Source organism: Pseudoalteromonas sp. (assembly GCF_041613455.1).
GTDB lineage: Bacteria > Pseudomonadota > Gammaproteobacteria > Enterobacterales > Alteromonadaceae > Pseudoalteromonas.
In genome coordinates this window covers 1-15,257 of sequence record NZ_JBFJHD010000062.1, presented here as the reverse complement: position 1 = coordinate 15,257, position 15,257 = coordinate 1, and the positions used below count along the sequence as shown (strand labels likewise).

Genomic DNA, 15,257 nt, shown 5'->3' with positions numbered 1-15,257 from the left:
TTTTATTTGTTTGATTATAAATAGGTTTTTGTTTGGCATGATTAACGCATAAGGTTAGTTACTTAGCTTAACTCGGTAAGGAAAACGCATGCAAGTTAAAACAATTCAACAAATGTACGATTGGACCATTTTGTTTCACACGCAAATGGCGGCTAACTTTTACAGTGTAAGAGAGCTACTTGGTGAGCATAATATGCAATTAATAGATTACTGCATTCAGTATGAAAAAAAGCTTACCGAAGACTTAATGGGCTTTAAAGTGATCACCGAAATCAATACCTTAGACACCTATTGCTATGAGTATTTTGCGCAAAACCCAGAGCTACTTAATTTTACTGATCTCGATCGCAGTACCCAATTGGATGAACAGGCAATTCAAGGTTATTTATCTGCGCAACACCAAAAAGTAATCGATGCGTATGAGTATTTAGCGGGTAAAACGCAAACGGCAGATGGTAAAGAAAAGCTAGGGCAGATACTGCAGCTAGAGCAGCAAGGATTAAGGCAAATGGTGCAAAGTATTAATCGTCATATTGATATGTAAAGCAAAGCGTATTACTAAATAACGGCGCAGCATATAGCGGCGCCGTTATGCTATTAAACTTTTTCGACATCCACAATTAAGTCGCTGGTGATAGATTCTAATGCTTCAATCACTTCATCTTTTTTCATGCCGTTGGGCAAGGTGACTGTCGCTACCGCGTTAAAAATAGGCACTCCCCAATTAGGTGCGCTTTGCTGGCGTGAGTTTAAATGGGTGATATTAGCGCCTTTATGACGAATCACACTTGCCAGCTCTTGCACTATGCCGGGACGGTCGTTACCAGTAATAACAAAGTTAAGCTGTTCACGCTCAGCGGGCTCAATTTCAGTATTGCCGGTTTCGATACGCACATCGAGTTTGGGCAGTGCATTCAGTGCATTTTGCAGCGATTGTAGATGCTCCTCTGCCACTTCAATTTGAATAATGCCGGCAAAATGCCCAAGTAAATGACTTAAGTTACTGCTTAACCAATTGCCGTGGTTGGCTAAAATAACTGATGAAATGTTTTCTACTAACCCGGGGCGATCTTGCCCTAAAATAGTTATAACTAACTGCTTCATAAATAGCTCTCTTCTTTAAGCCCAAATAAGGTAAATGCATAGGCATTAAGTGCTGTTATTTAATGTAAATATAATGGGGAGTGACTAAAAGTTAGGCGGTTAACAGGTGTTAGTGCCTAACCCTATTAAGCCATTGTTATTTATTAAATACCCCCAGAGTATTGACCTCGATAAATAGTTTGTCCAATAAATATAATATTTAGTTCATAAACACGCGATAACCTAGCCCGTTAGCTACTTTTTCAGCGACGATAAATAATTATTACCGCTGTAACATTACTGTCACTTTGATGAAATATAATCTACGCAACGTTAAGATTAAAGGATGTTTTGATGACTTCCAATCCGAATAAACCGACTTTTAATACGGATCGAAGCCGTCTATTTAAAGACCGGCTTGCGAAGTTTGGTATTACCGCAGGCGGAGTAATGGTATTAATAGCTTTGTTATTAATATTCTTTTACCTTCTTTATGTAGTGCAGCCTATTTTTGAATCAGCAAAGGTGGAGCAACGCAATAGCTTCAATGTAACTAATGCTGAGCAAATAGTGGGTATTGGTGTTGAAGAGCAAACCGAGGTGGCGTATTTACTTAGCCAGCAAGGGAGCGTTGACTTTTACAGCATTGAAAAAGATCAGGTTGGTAAAAAACTCAGCAGCCTTAATGTTAACCTAGCCAGCAATGTCACTAGTTTTGCCACCAGTGCACCGTTTCAGGGGCAATACGCCTACGGTTTAGAAAATGGTAGCATCAGGATTGTGATACCTAAATTTACCGTGACATTTCCCAATAACGAGCGCCAGCTTACCCCACGACTCGATTACCCGTTAGGCGAAATTGCTTTAGCAGTAGATGAACAAGGCGCCGCGATCACGCGTTTTGCGTTTAGTCACTATGAAGATAAAACCGCCGTAGTGGCACTTACTAGTGATAAGCGAGTGCTGTTTAGCAGCTTTGTTGCTGAAGAAAATATGTTTAGCGGTGAGGTTGAATGGGTGGTTGAGCGTACCGAGTTAGATGTAGCAGGACGCGTGGATGAATTACTCATATCGCCCGATACTACGCGAGTATTTGTGCGCTCGGCAAACCAGATTTACGTATACGATACCCGCTACCCAAGCAGTGTAGAACAGATTCAGTTACTTTCGGCTAATGAAGAAAATGCCAATATTGTTTCGGCTCAATTGTTAGCGGGTGCTAACTCACTCATGTTAGCTAACGATAATGGTAAAGTGTCACAGTGGTTTGAAGTAAACACCGACAGCGGCCGTGAATATCAAAAAATTCGTGCCTTCGAAACCAGCAAACAAACTAAGTTAAATATTTTTACTGAATTCTATCGCCGCACATTTTTTACCACTAGCAGCAATGGTGAGCTAGGGGTGTATTACACCACCAGTGAAGCTAAATTATGGCAAGGAAAAGTGAGCGAAGGCGCAATTAACAACTTTGCGATTGCACCGCGTGCCAATGCCGCGCTAATTTTAGCGGATAACAAACTAACGGTATTAGATATTAGCAACGAACACCCCGAAGTTACGTGGTCGGCGCTGTGGCAAGAAGTATGGTACGAAGGTTACCCAGAGCCGGGTTACATTTGGCAATCGACCTCGGCCAGTGATGACTTTGAGTCTAAATTTTCGTTAGTGCCCATTTCATTTGGTACCTTAAAAGCGGCATTTTATGCCATGTTATTTGCGGTTCCGATTGCTATTTCTGCCGCTATTTATACCGCGTATTTCATGTCGAGTGAATTGCGTAAAGTGGTTAAGCCCACGGTCGAAATTATGGAGGCCTTACCCACCGTAATTTTAGGCTTTTTAGCTGGCCTGTGGTTAGCGCCACTGATAGAAGTACATTTGCCAGCCATTGTTGGGCTGCTTGTACTGCTGCCTTTGGGCGTGTTGGCTACGGCGCTCGCCTGGACTAAATTACCCGCCAGTATTCGCCATAAAATACCTGAAGGGTCGCACTCAATTATACTTATTCCAGTGGTGTTATTTATTGGCTGGCTGTCGTTTGCGATGAGCGAAACCATAGAGTTGTGGATGTTTGATGGCAATGTGCGCCAATATTTGACCAATGAACTGGGGATGACCTTCGATCAACGTAACTCGTTGGTAGTGGGGATTGCGATGGGCTTTGCGGTTATTCCTACCATATTTTCAATAGCAGAAGATGCGGTGTTCAGTGTCCCTAAGCACTTATCAAACGGTTCGTTAGCTTTGGGGGCCACTCAGTGGCAAACATTGGTACGCGTGGTGTTGCTAACTGCCAGCCCGGGTATTTTCTCGGCGGTGATGATGGGGTTAGGTCGTGCGGTAGGTGAAACCATGATAGTGCTGATGGCAACCGGAAACACCCCGATTATGGATTGGAGTGTGTTCCAAGGCATGCGTACTTTAGCGGCTAACATAGCGGTTGAAATGCCAGAGTCGGAAGTGGGTAGTTCACATTATCGTATTTTATTTTTAGCAGCGTTTGTACTATTCATATTTACTTTTATTTTTAACACCATTGCTGAATTTGTTCGTCAGCAATTGCGTGAAAAATACAGTTCAATGTAAGCGGAGAAACATGACATGGTAAAGCAGTGGTTTAAGTCTGGTTCTCCTTGGATATGGATGACTGGTGGTGCTGTAAGCATCAGCTTAATTTCAGTAATTGGCTTGTTAGCAATGATAGCCTGGAAAGGCTTGAGCTTCTTTTGGCCCTCTGAAGTGGTGCAATTTGAATTAGAAGGCTCAATTGCCAAGCAAACGGTGATTGGTGAAGTTTATGATAGAGAAATGGTGCCCAGAGCGCGTTTAGCAGCCACTGGCGTCGATGTAGCGGCATTCGATAAAGACGAGTTTGAACGCTTACTAATAAAAACCGGTAACCGTGAATATGTCGATTTAGATTTTCGCTGGATCTTAGAAACCGATATTAAAACAAGATCAACGCCGTCCACCCTTGCGGTATTTGAGCGCAGTAAAAATGGTAACTTTTATGGTTACGTTGAAAGCGTGATCAAAGACGGCCAAGTGGTTACTAATGATAAAGTTGACAGCCTCTACGCTTTGGTAGAGCGAGCTGTGGCGCTCAACGACGAAGCGTTAGATTTACAAAATGGCGAAATTGGCCATATTAACTATGAACTGGAGCGTTTACGCTTAAAAGAAAAAAGCTACCTACTCGATAACGAGTTGACCGATGAGCGGGTTGCCGAGCTTGCTCAAGCGCGTAGTAAACTTCGTGCCGACTACGCGGTACTGGAAAAGCAACTGTTTGCATTGCGCAAACAAGCACAGCGTGACCAAGTAATGGTTAAGGATATGCGCGGCGAAGTGGTGACGATTCCATTGTATCAAGTGTTAGATGTGTGGTTTCCAAATGATATGGGCTTTTTTGCCAAACTTGGCCATTACTTTGTGCAGTTAGGTAAATTTGTGTCGGATGATCCACGCGAAGCCAATACCGAGGGCGGTGTCTTTCCGGCTATATTTGGTACCGTATTTATGGTGATGCTAATGGCGGTAATTGTGACGCCATTTGGCGTGATTGCCGCGATTTACTTACATGAATATGCGGCTAAAAACGCGGTTACTAAAATGATTCGAATTGCGGTAATTAACTTAGCCGGTGTGCCTTCTATCGTTTACGGTGTGTTTGGTTTAGGCTTTTTTGTTTATATGTTAGGCGGCAGCTTAGATCAATTATTTTATCCTGAGGCAGCGCCAACGCCAGTATTTGGCACGCCGGGTGTTATGTGGTCGGCGTTAACCTTAGCAATACTCACTTTGCCAGTGGTTATTGTATCGACAGAAGAGGGGTTATCACGCATTCCAAGTACAGTGCGCGATGGCTCTTTAGCGCTGGGCGCAACCAAAGTTGAAACTTTATGGCGTATCGTGATTCCGATGGCAAGCCCGGCGATTATGACCGGTTTAATCCTTGCTGTTGCACGGGCTGCGGGCGAAGTGGCACCACTTATGTTAGTGGGTGTGGTTAAAATGGCTCCCACTTTGCCGCTTGATGGTAACTTCCCTTATTTTCATTTAGATAGAAAATTTATGCATTTAGGTTTTCATATCTATGATGTGGGTTTCCAAAGCCCAAATGTTGAAGCGGCGCGTCCGTTGGTATATGCCACTGCGTTTTTATTGGTCTCGGTGATCATTACTCTCAACATAACAGCGATTGGTATACGTAATCATTTACGTGAAAAATTCAGATCGCTTGAGCATTAATCAGATTTTATAGGTAACAAACATGATTACAGTCGCGCCACAAGTTAACCAAGCTAATACAGGCTTAAAGTTAGACTTAAACAATTTAACCGCAGATCAAACCGCGTTGCAGATCAAAGATCTCGACCTTTATTACGGTGACAAGCAAGCGCTGGATAACGTAAATATGGATATACCGAAAGGCCAAGTAACGGCATTTATCGGCCCATCGGGCTGTGGTAAGTCGACGTTATTACGCTGTATTAACCGCATGAACGACCTAGTAGATAGTTGTCGTATCGAAGGTGAAATACTGCTGCACGGGCAAAATATTTACGATAAAAACGTCGATGTGGCTGCGCTGCGTCGTAACGTGGGCATGGTATTTCAGCGCCCGAACCCGTTTCCTAAATCAATCTACGAAAATGTCGTCTATGGCCTACGCTTACAAGGTATTAAAGATAAACGTAAGCTAGACGAAGTAGTAGAGCAATCACTTCGCGGTGCCGCGCTGTGGGATGAAGTAAAAGACCGGCTACACGACAGTGCCTTTGGTTTATCGGGGGGACAGCAACAGCGTTTAGTGATTGCGCGTTCGATAGCCATTGAGCCCGAAGTACTGCTGCTGGATGAGCCCACCTCTGCGCTCGACCCTATCTCTACGCTCGTTATAGAAGAGCTGATCAATGATTTAAAGAACAAATTTACCGTGGTTATTGTCACTCATAACATGCAACAAGCGGCGCGTGTGTCGGATCAAACGGCCTTTATGTATATGGGTGAACTAATCGAATATTCAGACACCAACACCTTGTTTACCACCCCCAGCAAGAAAAAAACAGAAGACTATATCACCGGACGTTATGGTTAATGCCGTGGAGATAATGCGGTGCAACAAAATTTACAGAGAAGGTAATTATGGAACATAACATTAATAAACATATTTCTGGGCGCTTTAATCAAGAGCTAGAAAATGTGCGCAACCTGGTGCTAAGTATGGGTGGGCTTGTTGAGCAACAGCTTAATAGTGCGCTTGATGCGGTTAGCCAGAATGATGCAGTGTTGGCGCAAAAAGTACGTGAAAGCGACTATAAAGTGAATGCGATGGAAGTGAGCATCGACGAAGAGTGCACCCGTATTATTGCACGTCGTCAGCCAGCCGCGAGTGACTTACGGCTGGTGGTTGCGATTGCCAAAACCATTGCTGATTTAGAAAGAATTGGTGATGAAGCTAAACGAATTGCTAAAGTTGCACTAGACTCATTTACTAAGGATCAACAAGATCTATTAGTAAATATAGAAAACATGGGGCGTCAAGTATCTAAAATGCTGCACGATGTGCTCGATGCATTTGCACGAATGGATGTACAGTGTGCGTTTGCAGTACATAAAGAAGATGCTAAAGTTGATAGAGAATACGAAGCGATTACTCGTCAAATTATGACCTACATGATGGAAGACCCACGCTCAATTCCTAAAATTATGGATTTAGTGTGGTCGGTTCGCTCATTAGAGCGTATTGGTGACCGCTGTCAAAATATTGCTGAATACATCATTTATTTTGTTAACGGTAAGGATATTCGCCATACATCTCAAGAAGATATAGAAAAGTCATTGTAATTTTTAAAAATGAACTTTTTTATTTGAACGACAAATTATCATTTTTTTTTAGTTTGCCGGCGGTTCAACAAGAAAAAGCGTTCACAATCGCGCTTATTACTGTAAAATTCACGCCGCACAGCATACTAAATTGATTTAAGGGTCAGTTATGCCAACAAACGCGTTTCTAGGAGTATTTGCAAAATCTCCTATCAAACCAATGGAAGAACATATTCGAAAGGTTCATCAAGCTAGTAAAGCCTTGATACCTTTTTTCAATCACGTATTTAAAGAAGAATGGCAACAAGCTGAAGAGCTTCGTTTGACGATTCGCAATTTAGAGCGTGAAGCCGATGAAATGAAAAGAGACATACGTTTACAATTACCGCGCGGGTTATTTATGCCGGTAGAGCGTACCGATCTGCTCGAATTAGTCACCCACCAAGATAAAATAGCCAATAAAGCAAAAGACATTGCAGGGCGTGTGATCGGTCGTGAGATGATCATACCGAAAGAAATACAAGTTGATTTTTTAGCTTATCTAGTTCGTTGCGTTGATGCGACCAAACAAGCATCAAATGCGATAAATGAATTAGAAGAATTGCTAGAAACTGGCTTTAAAGGTCGCGAAGTGACCTTAGTAGAAAAAATGCTAGTTGAATTGGATGCCATAGAACAAGACACGGATGATATGCAAATCAAAATACGTCGCCAATTGCGCGCCGTTGAAGATACTTTGAACCCAGTAGATGTGATGTTTTTATACAAAATCATCGAATGGGTTGGCGAGCTTGCAGACATTGCAGAGCGCGTTGGATCACGTCTTGAGCTGATGTTAGCTCGTTAATTTACACTCAGTTCAATAACGAAAGATTAAGGTTACACAATGGATATCATTGCATCTTATGGCACGGTATTAATTTTAATTGCCGCAGCAGTCGGTTTTTTTATGGCTTATGGTATTGGCGCAAACGATGTTGCCAACGCAATGGGCACCTCAGTAGGTTCTAAAGCACTAACCATTAAACAAGCAATTTTTATTGCGATGATTTTTGAGTTTGCAGGCGCTTATTTAGCCGGTGGTGAAGTTACATCGACCATTCGTAAAGGCATTATCGAATCAACTCCATTTTTAGACATTCCAGAATTGATGATTTTGGGGATGATTTCAGCATTATTTGCCGCTGGTACGTGGTTACTATTGGCCTCTTTTTTAGGCTGGCCGGTATCAACGACTCACTCCATCATTGGTGCTATCATTGGTTTTGCTTTAGTGGCCGTAGGCACAGAAGCGATTCAATGGGGTAAAGTGGCAGGTATTGTTGGTAGTTGGGTTGTTACCCCTGCTATATCAGGCTTTATTGCGTATTTAATATTTATGAGCGCACAAAAGCTTATTTTTGATACCGATGCACCACTGAAAAACGCCAAGCGTTATGTACCCCTGTACATGGGCTTAGCGGGCTTTATTATGGCACTCGTTACCATTAAAAAAGGCTTAAAGCACATAGGTATTAACCTAGGCACAACCGAAGGCCTATTGCTTTCTGTAGCTATTGCTGTGGTTGTTGGCATTATCGGTAAAATTGCTATTTCGCGTCTTAAGATTGATCTTAAAGCGGATAAAAAAATGCAGTTTAATAACGTAGAAAAAGTATTTGCCGTACTTATGGTATTAACTGCGTGTTGTATGGCGTTTGCCCATGGTTCTAACGATGTTGCGAATGCGATAGGTCCTTTAGCTGCAGTCGTTAATATTGTTGAAAACAATGGTGAAATTGCTAAGAAAGCGGCTATCGCATGGTGGATTTTACCACTAGGTGGTTTTGGTATTGTGGCAGGTCTTGCTATTTTAGGTAAAAAAGTAATTAAAACCATTGGCGAAGGCATTACACATTTAACACCTAGTCGTGGTTTTGCAGCTGAGTTAGCGGCAGCGTCGACGGTAGTGATTGCGTCGGGTACTGGTTTACCTATTTCAACCACGCAAACCTTAGTGGGTGCGGTATTAGGTGTGGGTATGGCCCGTGGCATTGCTGCACTTAATATGGGTGTGATCAGAAACATTGCAGTTTCTTGGGTAATTACATTGCCAGTAGGCGCCGGCCTTGCTATTGTTATTTTCTACATATTAAGAACCGCTTTTGGTGTTTAATAAAAGCGAGGGCCAATAGACCCTAGTAAAAGACTTTTAGCTTGAAAAGATCTCAATGCCTTTGGTGTTGGGGTCTTTTTATTTGTGGAAAGGAAACATGACTCATCTTCCAAGTATTAAACAGTTACAGTATTTATTGGCGGTGCATCAGCATCAGCACTTTGGACGCGCCGCGAGCGCCTGCTTTATAGGGCAATCAACACTAAGTAGCGCGATTCAAAATTTAGAAGAAATCTTGGGCTGCCAACTCATTGAGCGCGAAAATCGCAGTTTAATGTTTACTGCTATTGGTGAAGAAGTGGTGCAGTGTGCGCGTACCATAGTGAACGATACCATGAGCTTAAAAGAGCTAACGAAGAGCTTTTTAACGCCACTCAATGGTAAATTAACAGTGGGAGTGATCCCCACCATTGCCAGCTTTATTGCTGCCCCTTTATATCATTTTTGTCAGCAAACGTTTGCTGACTTAGAGCTAGTATTGATTGAAGATACCAGTGATAATTTGCTCGATAAGCTAGAGCAAGGGCAAATTGATCTCGCGTTATTAGCCCTGCCGTATCAAACCGCTAAGTTTCATACTCAAGTGCTGGCTAAAGATCACTTTAGTTTAGTGCATCACCAAGATTACAGTGCAGCACAAGGTATTGAAGACTTTAACTTATTACCCGACGCCAGTGTATTCTTATTAGAGCAGGAACACTGTATGACAGGGCATGCGCTAACTGCCTGTCACTTACATCGTGCCAGCTGTATTAACCCATTTGAAGCGGCGAGTTTGCATACGCTACTGAGTATGGTTGAACACCAATTAGGGGTGACCTTTTTACCGCAAATGGCAATCAATGCCGGTATTTTAGCGGGACAGCAGATGCAAGCCATTCCTTTGCAAAATAATGCTTATCGCGAAATCGGGCTGTTATGGCGTAAAACAACCGGCCGAATTCGTGACTTTAAGTTATTTTCTCAGCAGCTGGAAGTGTTTTTACAGCAGCAGTGCAGCGTTGACTTTGCTGGTTAAGGGCAGTCACAAGCAGCTACAAGAGCTGCTTGTTATGATGATTATGGTTTTCATAAGGCTCTAGTTCGGGTAAGAATAATAAGTAAATCCAAACAACGAGATTAAAGTAGGGAACCAGGCCCAGTACCGTAAATACACGCACTGGATACCCTTTAAACTGTGCAGAGCGGTAACATTGAAACGCAATAGCAAAATGCATAAGCAGTAAAAATACAACTAACTGTGTCATGTTTTCCTCCTTAAACCCTTGACGGCAATAGACTATACATCCTGATCTTGATTGCTTTAAGTGGTAATGTCGTGTTTTTTTAAAGTAATCACTTTAATTTGATGACATTTAGTGGTTGTTATAGGGAGTATAGCCGAGAAAGATAAATATGATAGTCGTAAAACAGTACGTTAGATTTAACTGTGAGCTAACTAGTTGTTGGCAAAGGCTTCATTGTGCGAAATTTTCTGCAACTGCGCTTTCACATTTTCAATTGGTTGTGGGCGGCCAATAAAATACCCCTGACCAAAATCGACACCAATTTCTTTAAGTGCAAAAAAGACCTCGGCAGATTCAACATATTCAGCCACCGAGTGCTTATCCAGTGAGCGACTAATGTCGTGAATGGCTTTAACCAGTGCTAAATCAATCGGATCGTTTAGCATATCGCAGACAAATGAACCGTCAATTTTAACTTGTTGCGCAGGCAGTTGTTTTAGGTAATTAAAGGTACTAAAACCGGTGCCAAAATCATCAATGGAAAAGTGGCAACCCAGATGGTTGAGTTGTTCAATCATTTTACGAGTTGCGGCTAAATTATTGATACTGGCAGACTCGGTAATTTCAAAAATAATTTGCAGTGGTGACACTTGGTATTTTTCCAAGTTAGACTCAATTAACGGCACTAAACGTTCATCTAAAAATGATTGGGTCGAGAGGTTGATTGCCACCTGATTGAGCTCAGGGTGCTGAGCAACACTGGCAATGGCCGCGCGAATAACGCATTGATCCATTAAAAAGGTATCGTTGAGTAGCTCAAGCGATGGAATAAATTGATTAGGATAAACAAGCTGATCGTTGATTTTTAAGCGCAGCAGCACTTCAAAATAAGCGACCTTATTGGCCTTGAAATCCCAGATAGGCTGATAATGCAGTTCAATATTGCTTTGTTGCAGCGCTTGGCGTACACCGTGTCCCCACTCCAGCCCAGATTGCAGGGTGTTATTTAGTACGTCATGCTTGGAGTAACAGTGCACTAAGTTACGGCCTAAATTTTTGGCAATATACAGCGCAATATCGGCTTGTTTTAAGCACTCACTGGGATCGCAATTATCGGTGGTTATTTGTGTTAAGCCAATGGAGCAGCTGATTGAATATACTTGCTCTTGGGCGTTAAATTGATGCTGCTCAATGGCGCTGCAAATCCCTTCTGCTATCAAATGCGCATCTAACAAATTGGTATTTTTTAGCAGTACCGCAAATTCATCGCCACCCACGCGACAGATCAAATGCTCATTACTTATATTAGCAATAAATAACTGTGCCACTTCTTTTAACACCACATCACCTTGCTGGTGACCTTTACTGTCGTTAATAATTTTAAAGTGGTCCAAATCAATATACAGCAACGCATGCTCTAGCGTTGAGTGGGTAAATTTGGGCTGACAAATACGATTAAGTTGCTGATCAAAAGAATAACGGTTATGCAGCCCTGTTAGCGTGTCGTGTAGCGCCAAATGGCGCAGTTGCAGTTCGGCTTGTTTGCGTTCGTGGATATTATCAATAGTGGCGGTGATGGTAACGTGGTTACGGCTATTTTTTATTAATTGTAAGCGGCACTCTACCCAAATAGGGTTGCCATTTTTATGCGCTATTTTTATTTCGATTTGCTGTTTTTGTTCACCCGCCTGAAGAATATCATTGATCGTGCTTTGCAGCGTATTTTGATATTCATCAACACAGTAATCGGTTAAGGGTTTTTGCAGCGTTGATTTAACCCCATAGCCGCTCAATGCTTCCCATGCTGGGTTAATAAAGCGAATAAGCCCAGCATCATCTAGCTCTAGCACTACGGTATTTAAATGTAACAAAATGCGCTGATGCGCCGAAAACAGTTCTTTATACTTAACTTCACTTAAACTTAGCTGAGCGACCTTATTCGCAAACTCGCTATAACTGACGATAAAATCTTCGCGCCGAGCCGCATGATCGCACACTTTATTTAAAAAAGAGGGATCGTAAGGCGCACGTATAAAGTCGGTAACCCCCGAAAGTAATAGCTGCTCGGCATAATTCGCATCGTCACTATCTATAATAGTGACGACGGCCTGCATGGCGTTAAGCTTTAAAATTTCTGCGACTAAGGCGCTGGCTTGTTGTGCTCTTGCTGCGGTTGCATCGAGTAATACAATGGCAAACGGCTGCTGATTATAAGCATCAAGCGCAGCTTGGCTCGATGTCACCCGAGTAATGATAAAATTAAGCTTTAGTTGTTCACATATCTCAGCGGCTTTGCTATCAACCGGCTCTAACAGCAACAAGTTTAATCGACTGCTTTTTTCTAAATGCGTTGCCAGTACATCGGCCAACACTTGTGGCAGCAGATCTTGACGCTCAAGCGGCAGTACCGCATCAATACCGTAACTGCGCGCGGTCGTTTCGGCGATGCGCTCACAATAAATGGGGGGAATAAGTAAAATAGGCGTGTGTTTAGGGGTATATAATAAACCAGAGCGGATCATTCGTGAAAAACGCCAGCCATCAATTTTACCGACTTCTAGACCGGTAATGATGATATTGACCGCTTGTCGCTTAAGTATTTTTAATGCATCTTGGCTATCCGACGCTTCAATAAAATGAAACACATCGAGCTTTTCTAACGTGGCACGGATAATACGGCGCTCGTTACTGCACGCGTTTAATATAAGCATTTTCAGCTGTTTTGCCACGATTGTCGTACCCCTAAGGTAAATCACGATTATTCGAAGGCGTAGAATAATGCGCTTTTGTGCTCAGGACAAGCATATTTATTGCGCAGCGATTAATGCGTTAAATTAGCGGCAAATGAAGGAGAATTTATCGGACTTCTTGAGCTTGATAAGCGAGAGTAAGCTCCTGTGAAGCGCCCATGGATTGGTTTAAAAGCGATGTATACTGCGTTATTGATTTTAACAATAGAACCACTATTATTGGCAATCAATGCCTTGACTAAATCGCGTTTAATTCCGACGACACTCGCATTTTGAGGTGGTTTAAATATACCCAAACCACCGCAAAATGCAGAATTCAGCGTGTCACAGGGGCTTAATATCAAGGCGGTACTTTGCAGTAATGGCAGTCCCTTTCAAGAAGTAGCAACGATGAGAGTAAGCCCCTGTGAAGCGCCCATGGGTTGGTTTAAAAGCGATTTATACTGCGTTATTGATTTTAACAATAGAACCACTATTATTTGCAATCAATGCCTTGCCTAAATCGCGTTTAATTCCAACTGAAACTCGCATTTTGAGGTGGTTTGGGTATACACTTGGCGCGATTTTAAATGATGTGGAATTCTAACTATGCGCGTGGCTGATTTTAGCTTTGACCTTCCTGATGAATTAATTGCTCGCTTCCCTAAGCAAGATAGAACAAGTAGCCGTTTGCTAACCTTAGATGGAGCAACTGGCAACGTTGAGCATAAAGTATTTAGTGATTTACTCGCGTTAGTAAACGAAAACGATTTACTGGTATTTAATAATACCAAAGTGATCCCGGCGCGTATGTTTGGCCAAAAAGCGTCGGGTGGCAAAGTGGAGGTGTTAGTTGAGCGCGTGCTTGATGAACATCGCGTGCTAGCCCATATTCGTGCCAGCAAATCACCCAAGCTGGGTAATGAATTAATTTTAGAAGGCAAGGCGAAAGCGACTATGGTGGCACGCCATGACACGCTTTTTGAACTTGAATTTGAGCATAGCCAAAATGTACTTGATATATTAAACGATGTCGGCCATATGCCGCTCCCTCCCTATATCGACCGCCCAGATAACGCAGCAGACAGAGAGCGTTATCAAACTGTGTACGGTGAAAAGCCCGGTGCGGTAGCCGCGCCAACTGCGGGGCTGCATTTTGATAAAACATTAATGGCAGCGCTCAAAGATAAGGGCGTACAAATGGCGTTTGTGACCTTGCATGTAGGCGCAGGTACGTTTCAGCCAGTGCGCGCCACTACGGTCGACGAGCATGTTATGCACTCGGAATACATTGAAGTGCCCGATGAGGTTGTGGCAGCCGTAGCACAAACCAAAGCTAAAGGCGGCCGAGTGATTGCAATTGGCACCACTTCTGTGCGTTCTTTAGAGTCGGCAGCTAAAGTGCATGGCGGTACGTTAAGCAGTTATTTTGGCGACACCGACATCTTTATTTATCCGGGTTATCAGTTTAATGTGGTTGATGCCATGGTAACGAATTTTCATTTACCTGAGTCAACGCTCATTATGTTGGTAAGCGCTTTTGCCGGACAAGACAATATTATGAGCGCATACCACACCGCCATAGAGCAGCAGTACCGCTTTTTTAGCTATGGCGATGCGATGTTTTTAACGCGTAAATAACGCCCCAATTGGTTATATAATAAGCTTGCTCAACGGTAGAAAAATCACGACTGATTTATCTACCGTTTATAGTATTAATTGTGTAAAAAGGGTAGAATCGAGCGGTTAAATTATAGCTTGTTGGACTGTTTTTCCGACACCGAGGACAATATGAAATTTGAATTAGACACGACAGACGGTAAAGCGCGCCGCGGCCGCTTGATTTTTGACCGTGGTGTAATAGAAACGCCCGCCTTTATGCCAGTAGGTACTTACGGTACAGTGAAAGGCATGACACCGGATGAAGTAAAAGCAACCGGTGCACAAATTTGCTTAGGTAACACCTTTCATTTAATGCTCCGCCCAGGTACTGAGATCATCAAGCAACATGGTGATTTACATGACTTTATGAATTGGGATTTGCCAATTTTAACGGACTCAGGCGGTTTTCAGGTATTTAGCTTAGGCGCCATGCGCAAAATTACTGAAGAAGGCGTGTTATTTAGCTCACCGGTAAACGGTGAAAAAATTATGATGACGCCAGAGTCATCAATGCAAGTACAGCGTGACTTAGGCTCAGATATTGTAATGATATTTGATGAATGTACGCCA

13 protein-coding genes are annotated in these 15,257 nt (G+C 42.7%); 10 read left to right on the top strand and 3 right to left on the bottom strand.

The genetic code is table 11. From position 1 onward, the window contains the following. Positions 1-88 precede the first annotated feature (88 nt). Positions 89-544 (top strand): hypothetical protein, encoded by a 456-nt coding sequence (locus ABYB02_RS08095; protein ID WP_372761961.1) that lies wholly within the window; start codon positions 89-91, stop codon positions 542-544. Positions 545-597: 53 nt separating this feature from the next. On the opposite strand, the gene ABYB02_RS08090 is transcribed toward ABYB02_RS08095, so the two are convergent. Further along, positions 598-1,104, bottom strand: a complete 507-nt coding sequence (locus ABYB02_RS08090; protein WP_372761960.1) for a glycine cleavage system protein R — start codon at positions 1,102-1,104, stop codon at positions 598-600. A 333-nt stretch (positions 1,105-1,437) separates the two neighbouring features. Here ABYB02_RS08090 and ABYB02_RS08085 point away from each other — a divergent pair, with 333 nt between their 5' ends. The 7 genes from ABYB02_RS08085 to ABYB02_RS08055 all read left to right on the top strand — a co-directional run bounded on the left by ABYB02_RS08085 (position 1,438) and on the right by ABYB02_RS08055 (position 10,088). Next, positions 1,438-3,672 (top strand): ABC transporter permease subunit, encoded by a 2,235-nt coding sequence (locus ABYB02_RS08085; RefSeq protein ID WP_372761959.1) that lies wholly within the window; start codon positions 1,438-1,440, stop codon positions 3,670-3,672. A gap of 15 nt (positions 3,673-3,687) precedes the next feature. Further along, positions 3,688-5,337: a phosphate ABC transporter permease PstA gene (pstA, locus tag ABYB02_RS08080; RefSeq protein ID WP_372761958.1), complete on the top strand. Its 1,650-nt coding sequence runs from the start codon at positions 3,688-3,690 to the stop codon at positions 5,335-5,337. A gap of 22 nt (positions 5,338-5,359) precedes the next feature. After that, the gene (gene pstB, locus ABYB02_RS08075) at positions 5,360-6,187 is read left to right on the top strand and encodes a phosphate ABC transporter ATP-binding protein PstB (protein ID WP_372761957.1); all 828 of its coding nucleotides are present in this window, start codon (positions 5,360-5,362) and stop codon (positions 6,185-6,187) included. A gap of 47 nt (positions 6,188-6,234) precedes the next feature. Continuing rightward, positions 6,235-6,936, top strand: coding sequence for a phosphate signaling complex protein PhoU (gene phoU / locus ABYB02_RS08070; protein ID WP_372761956.1), 702 nt, complete (start codon positions 6,235-6,237; stop codon positions 6,934-6,936). A 148-nt stretch (positions 6,937-7,084) separates the two neighbouring features. Further along, entirely contained in the window at positions 7,085-7,762 is a 678-nt protein-coding gene (locus ABYB02_RS08065; RefSeq protein ID WP_372761955.1) for a TIGR00153 family protein, read from the top strand. Positions 7,763-7,801: 39 nt separating this feature from the next. Continuing rightward, positions 7,802-9,070, top strand: a complete 1,269-nt coding sequence (locus ABYB02_RS08060; RefSeq protein WP_372761954.1) for an inorganic phosphate transporter — start codon at positions 7,802-7,804, stop codon at positions 9,068-9,070. 97 nt (positions 9,071-9,167) lie between these two features. Further along, the gene (locus tag ABYB02_RS08055) at positions 9,168-10,088 is read left to right on the top strand and encodes a hydrogen peroxide-inducible genes activator (protein ID WP_372761953.1); all 921 of its coding nucleotides are present in this window, start codon (positions 9,168-9,170) and stop codon (positions 10,086-10,088) included. A 16-nt stretch (positions 10,089-10,104) separates the two neighbouring features. Here ABYB02_RS08055 and ABYB02_RS08050 read toward each other — a convergent pair whose 3' ends face one another. Together ABYB02_RS08050 and ABYB02_RS08045 are read right to left on the bottom strand one after the other, a co-directional pair. Next, on the bottom strand, positions 10,105-10,317 hold the full coding sequence (locus ABYB02_RS08050; RefSeq protein WP_372761952.1) for a hypothetical protein: 213 nt from the start codon (positions 10,315-10,317) through the stop codon (positions 10,105-10,107). Positions 10,318-10,508: 191 nt separating this feature from the next. Further along, complete coding sequence (locus ABYB02_RS08045) at positions 10,509-13,025, bottom strand: EAL domain-containing protein (RefSeq protein WP_372761951.1); 2,517 nt, start codon at positions 13,023-13,025, stop codon at positions 10,509-10,511. A 609-nt stretch (positions 13,026-13,634) separates the two neighbouring features. Here ABYB02_RS08045 and queA point away from each other — a divergent pair. Further along, positions 13,635-14,666 (top strand): tRNA preQ1(34) S-adenosylmethionine ribosyltransferase-isomerase QueA, encoded by a 1,032-nt coding sequence (queA, locus tag ABYB02_RS08040; protein ID WP_372761950.1) that lies wholly within the window; start codon positions 13,635-13,637, stop codon positions 14,664-14,666. A 150-nt stretch (positions 14,667-14,816) separates the two neighbouring features. Further along, on the top strand, positions 14,817-15,257 hold a 441-nt coding region (locus ABYB02_RS08035), incomplete at its 3' end, for a tRNA-guanine transglycosylase (protein WP_372761949.1).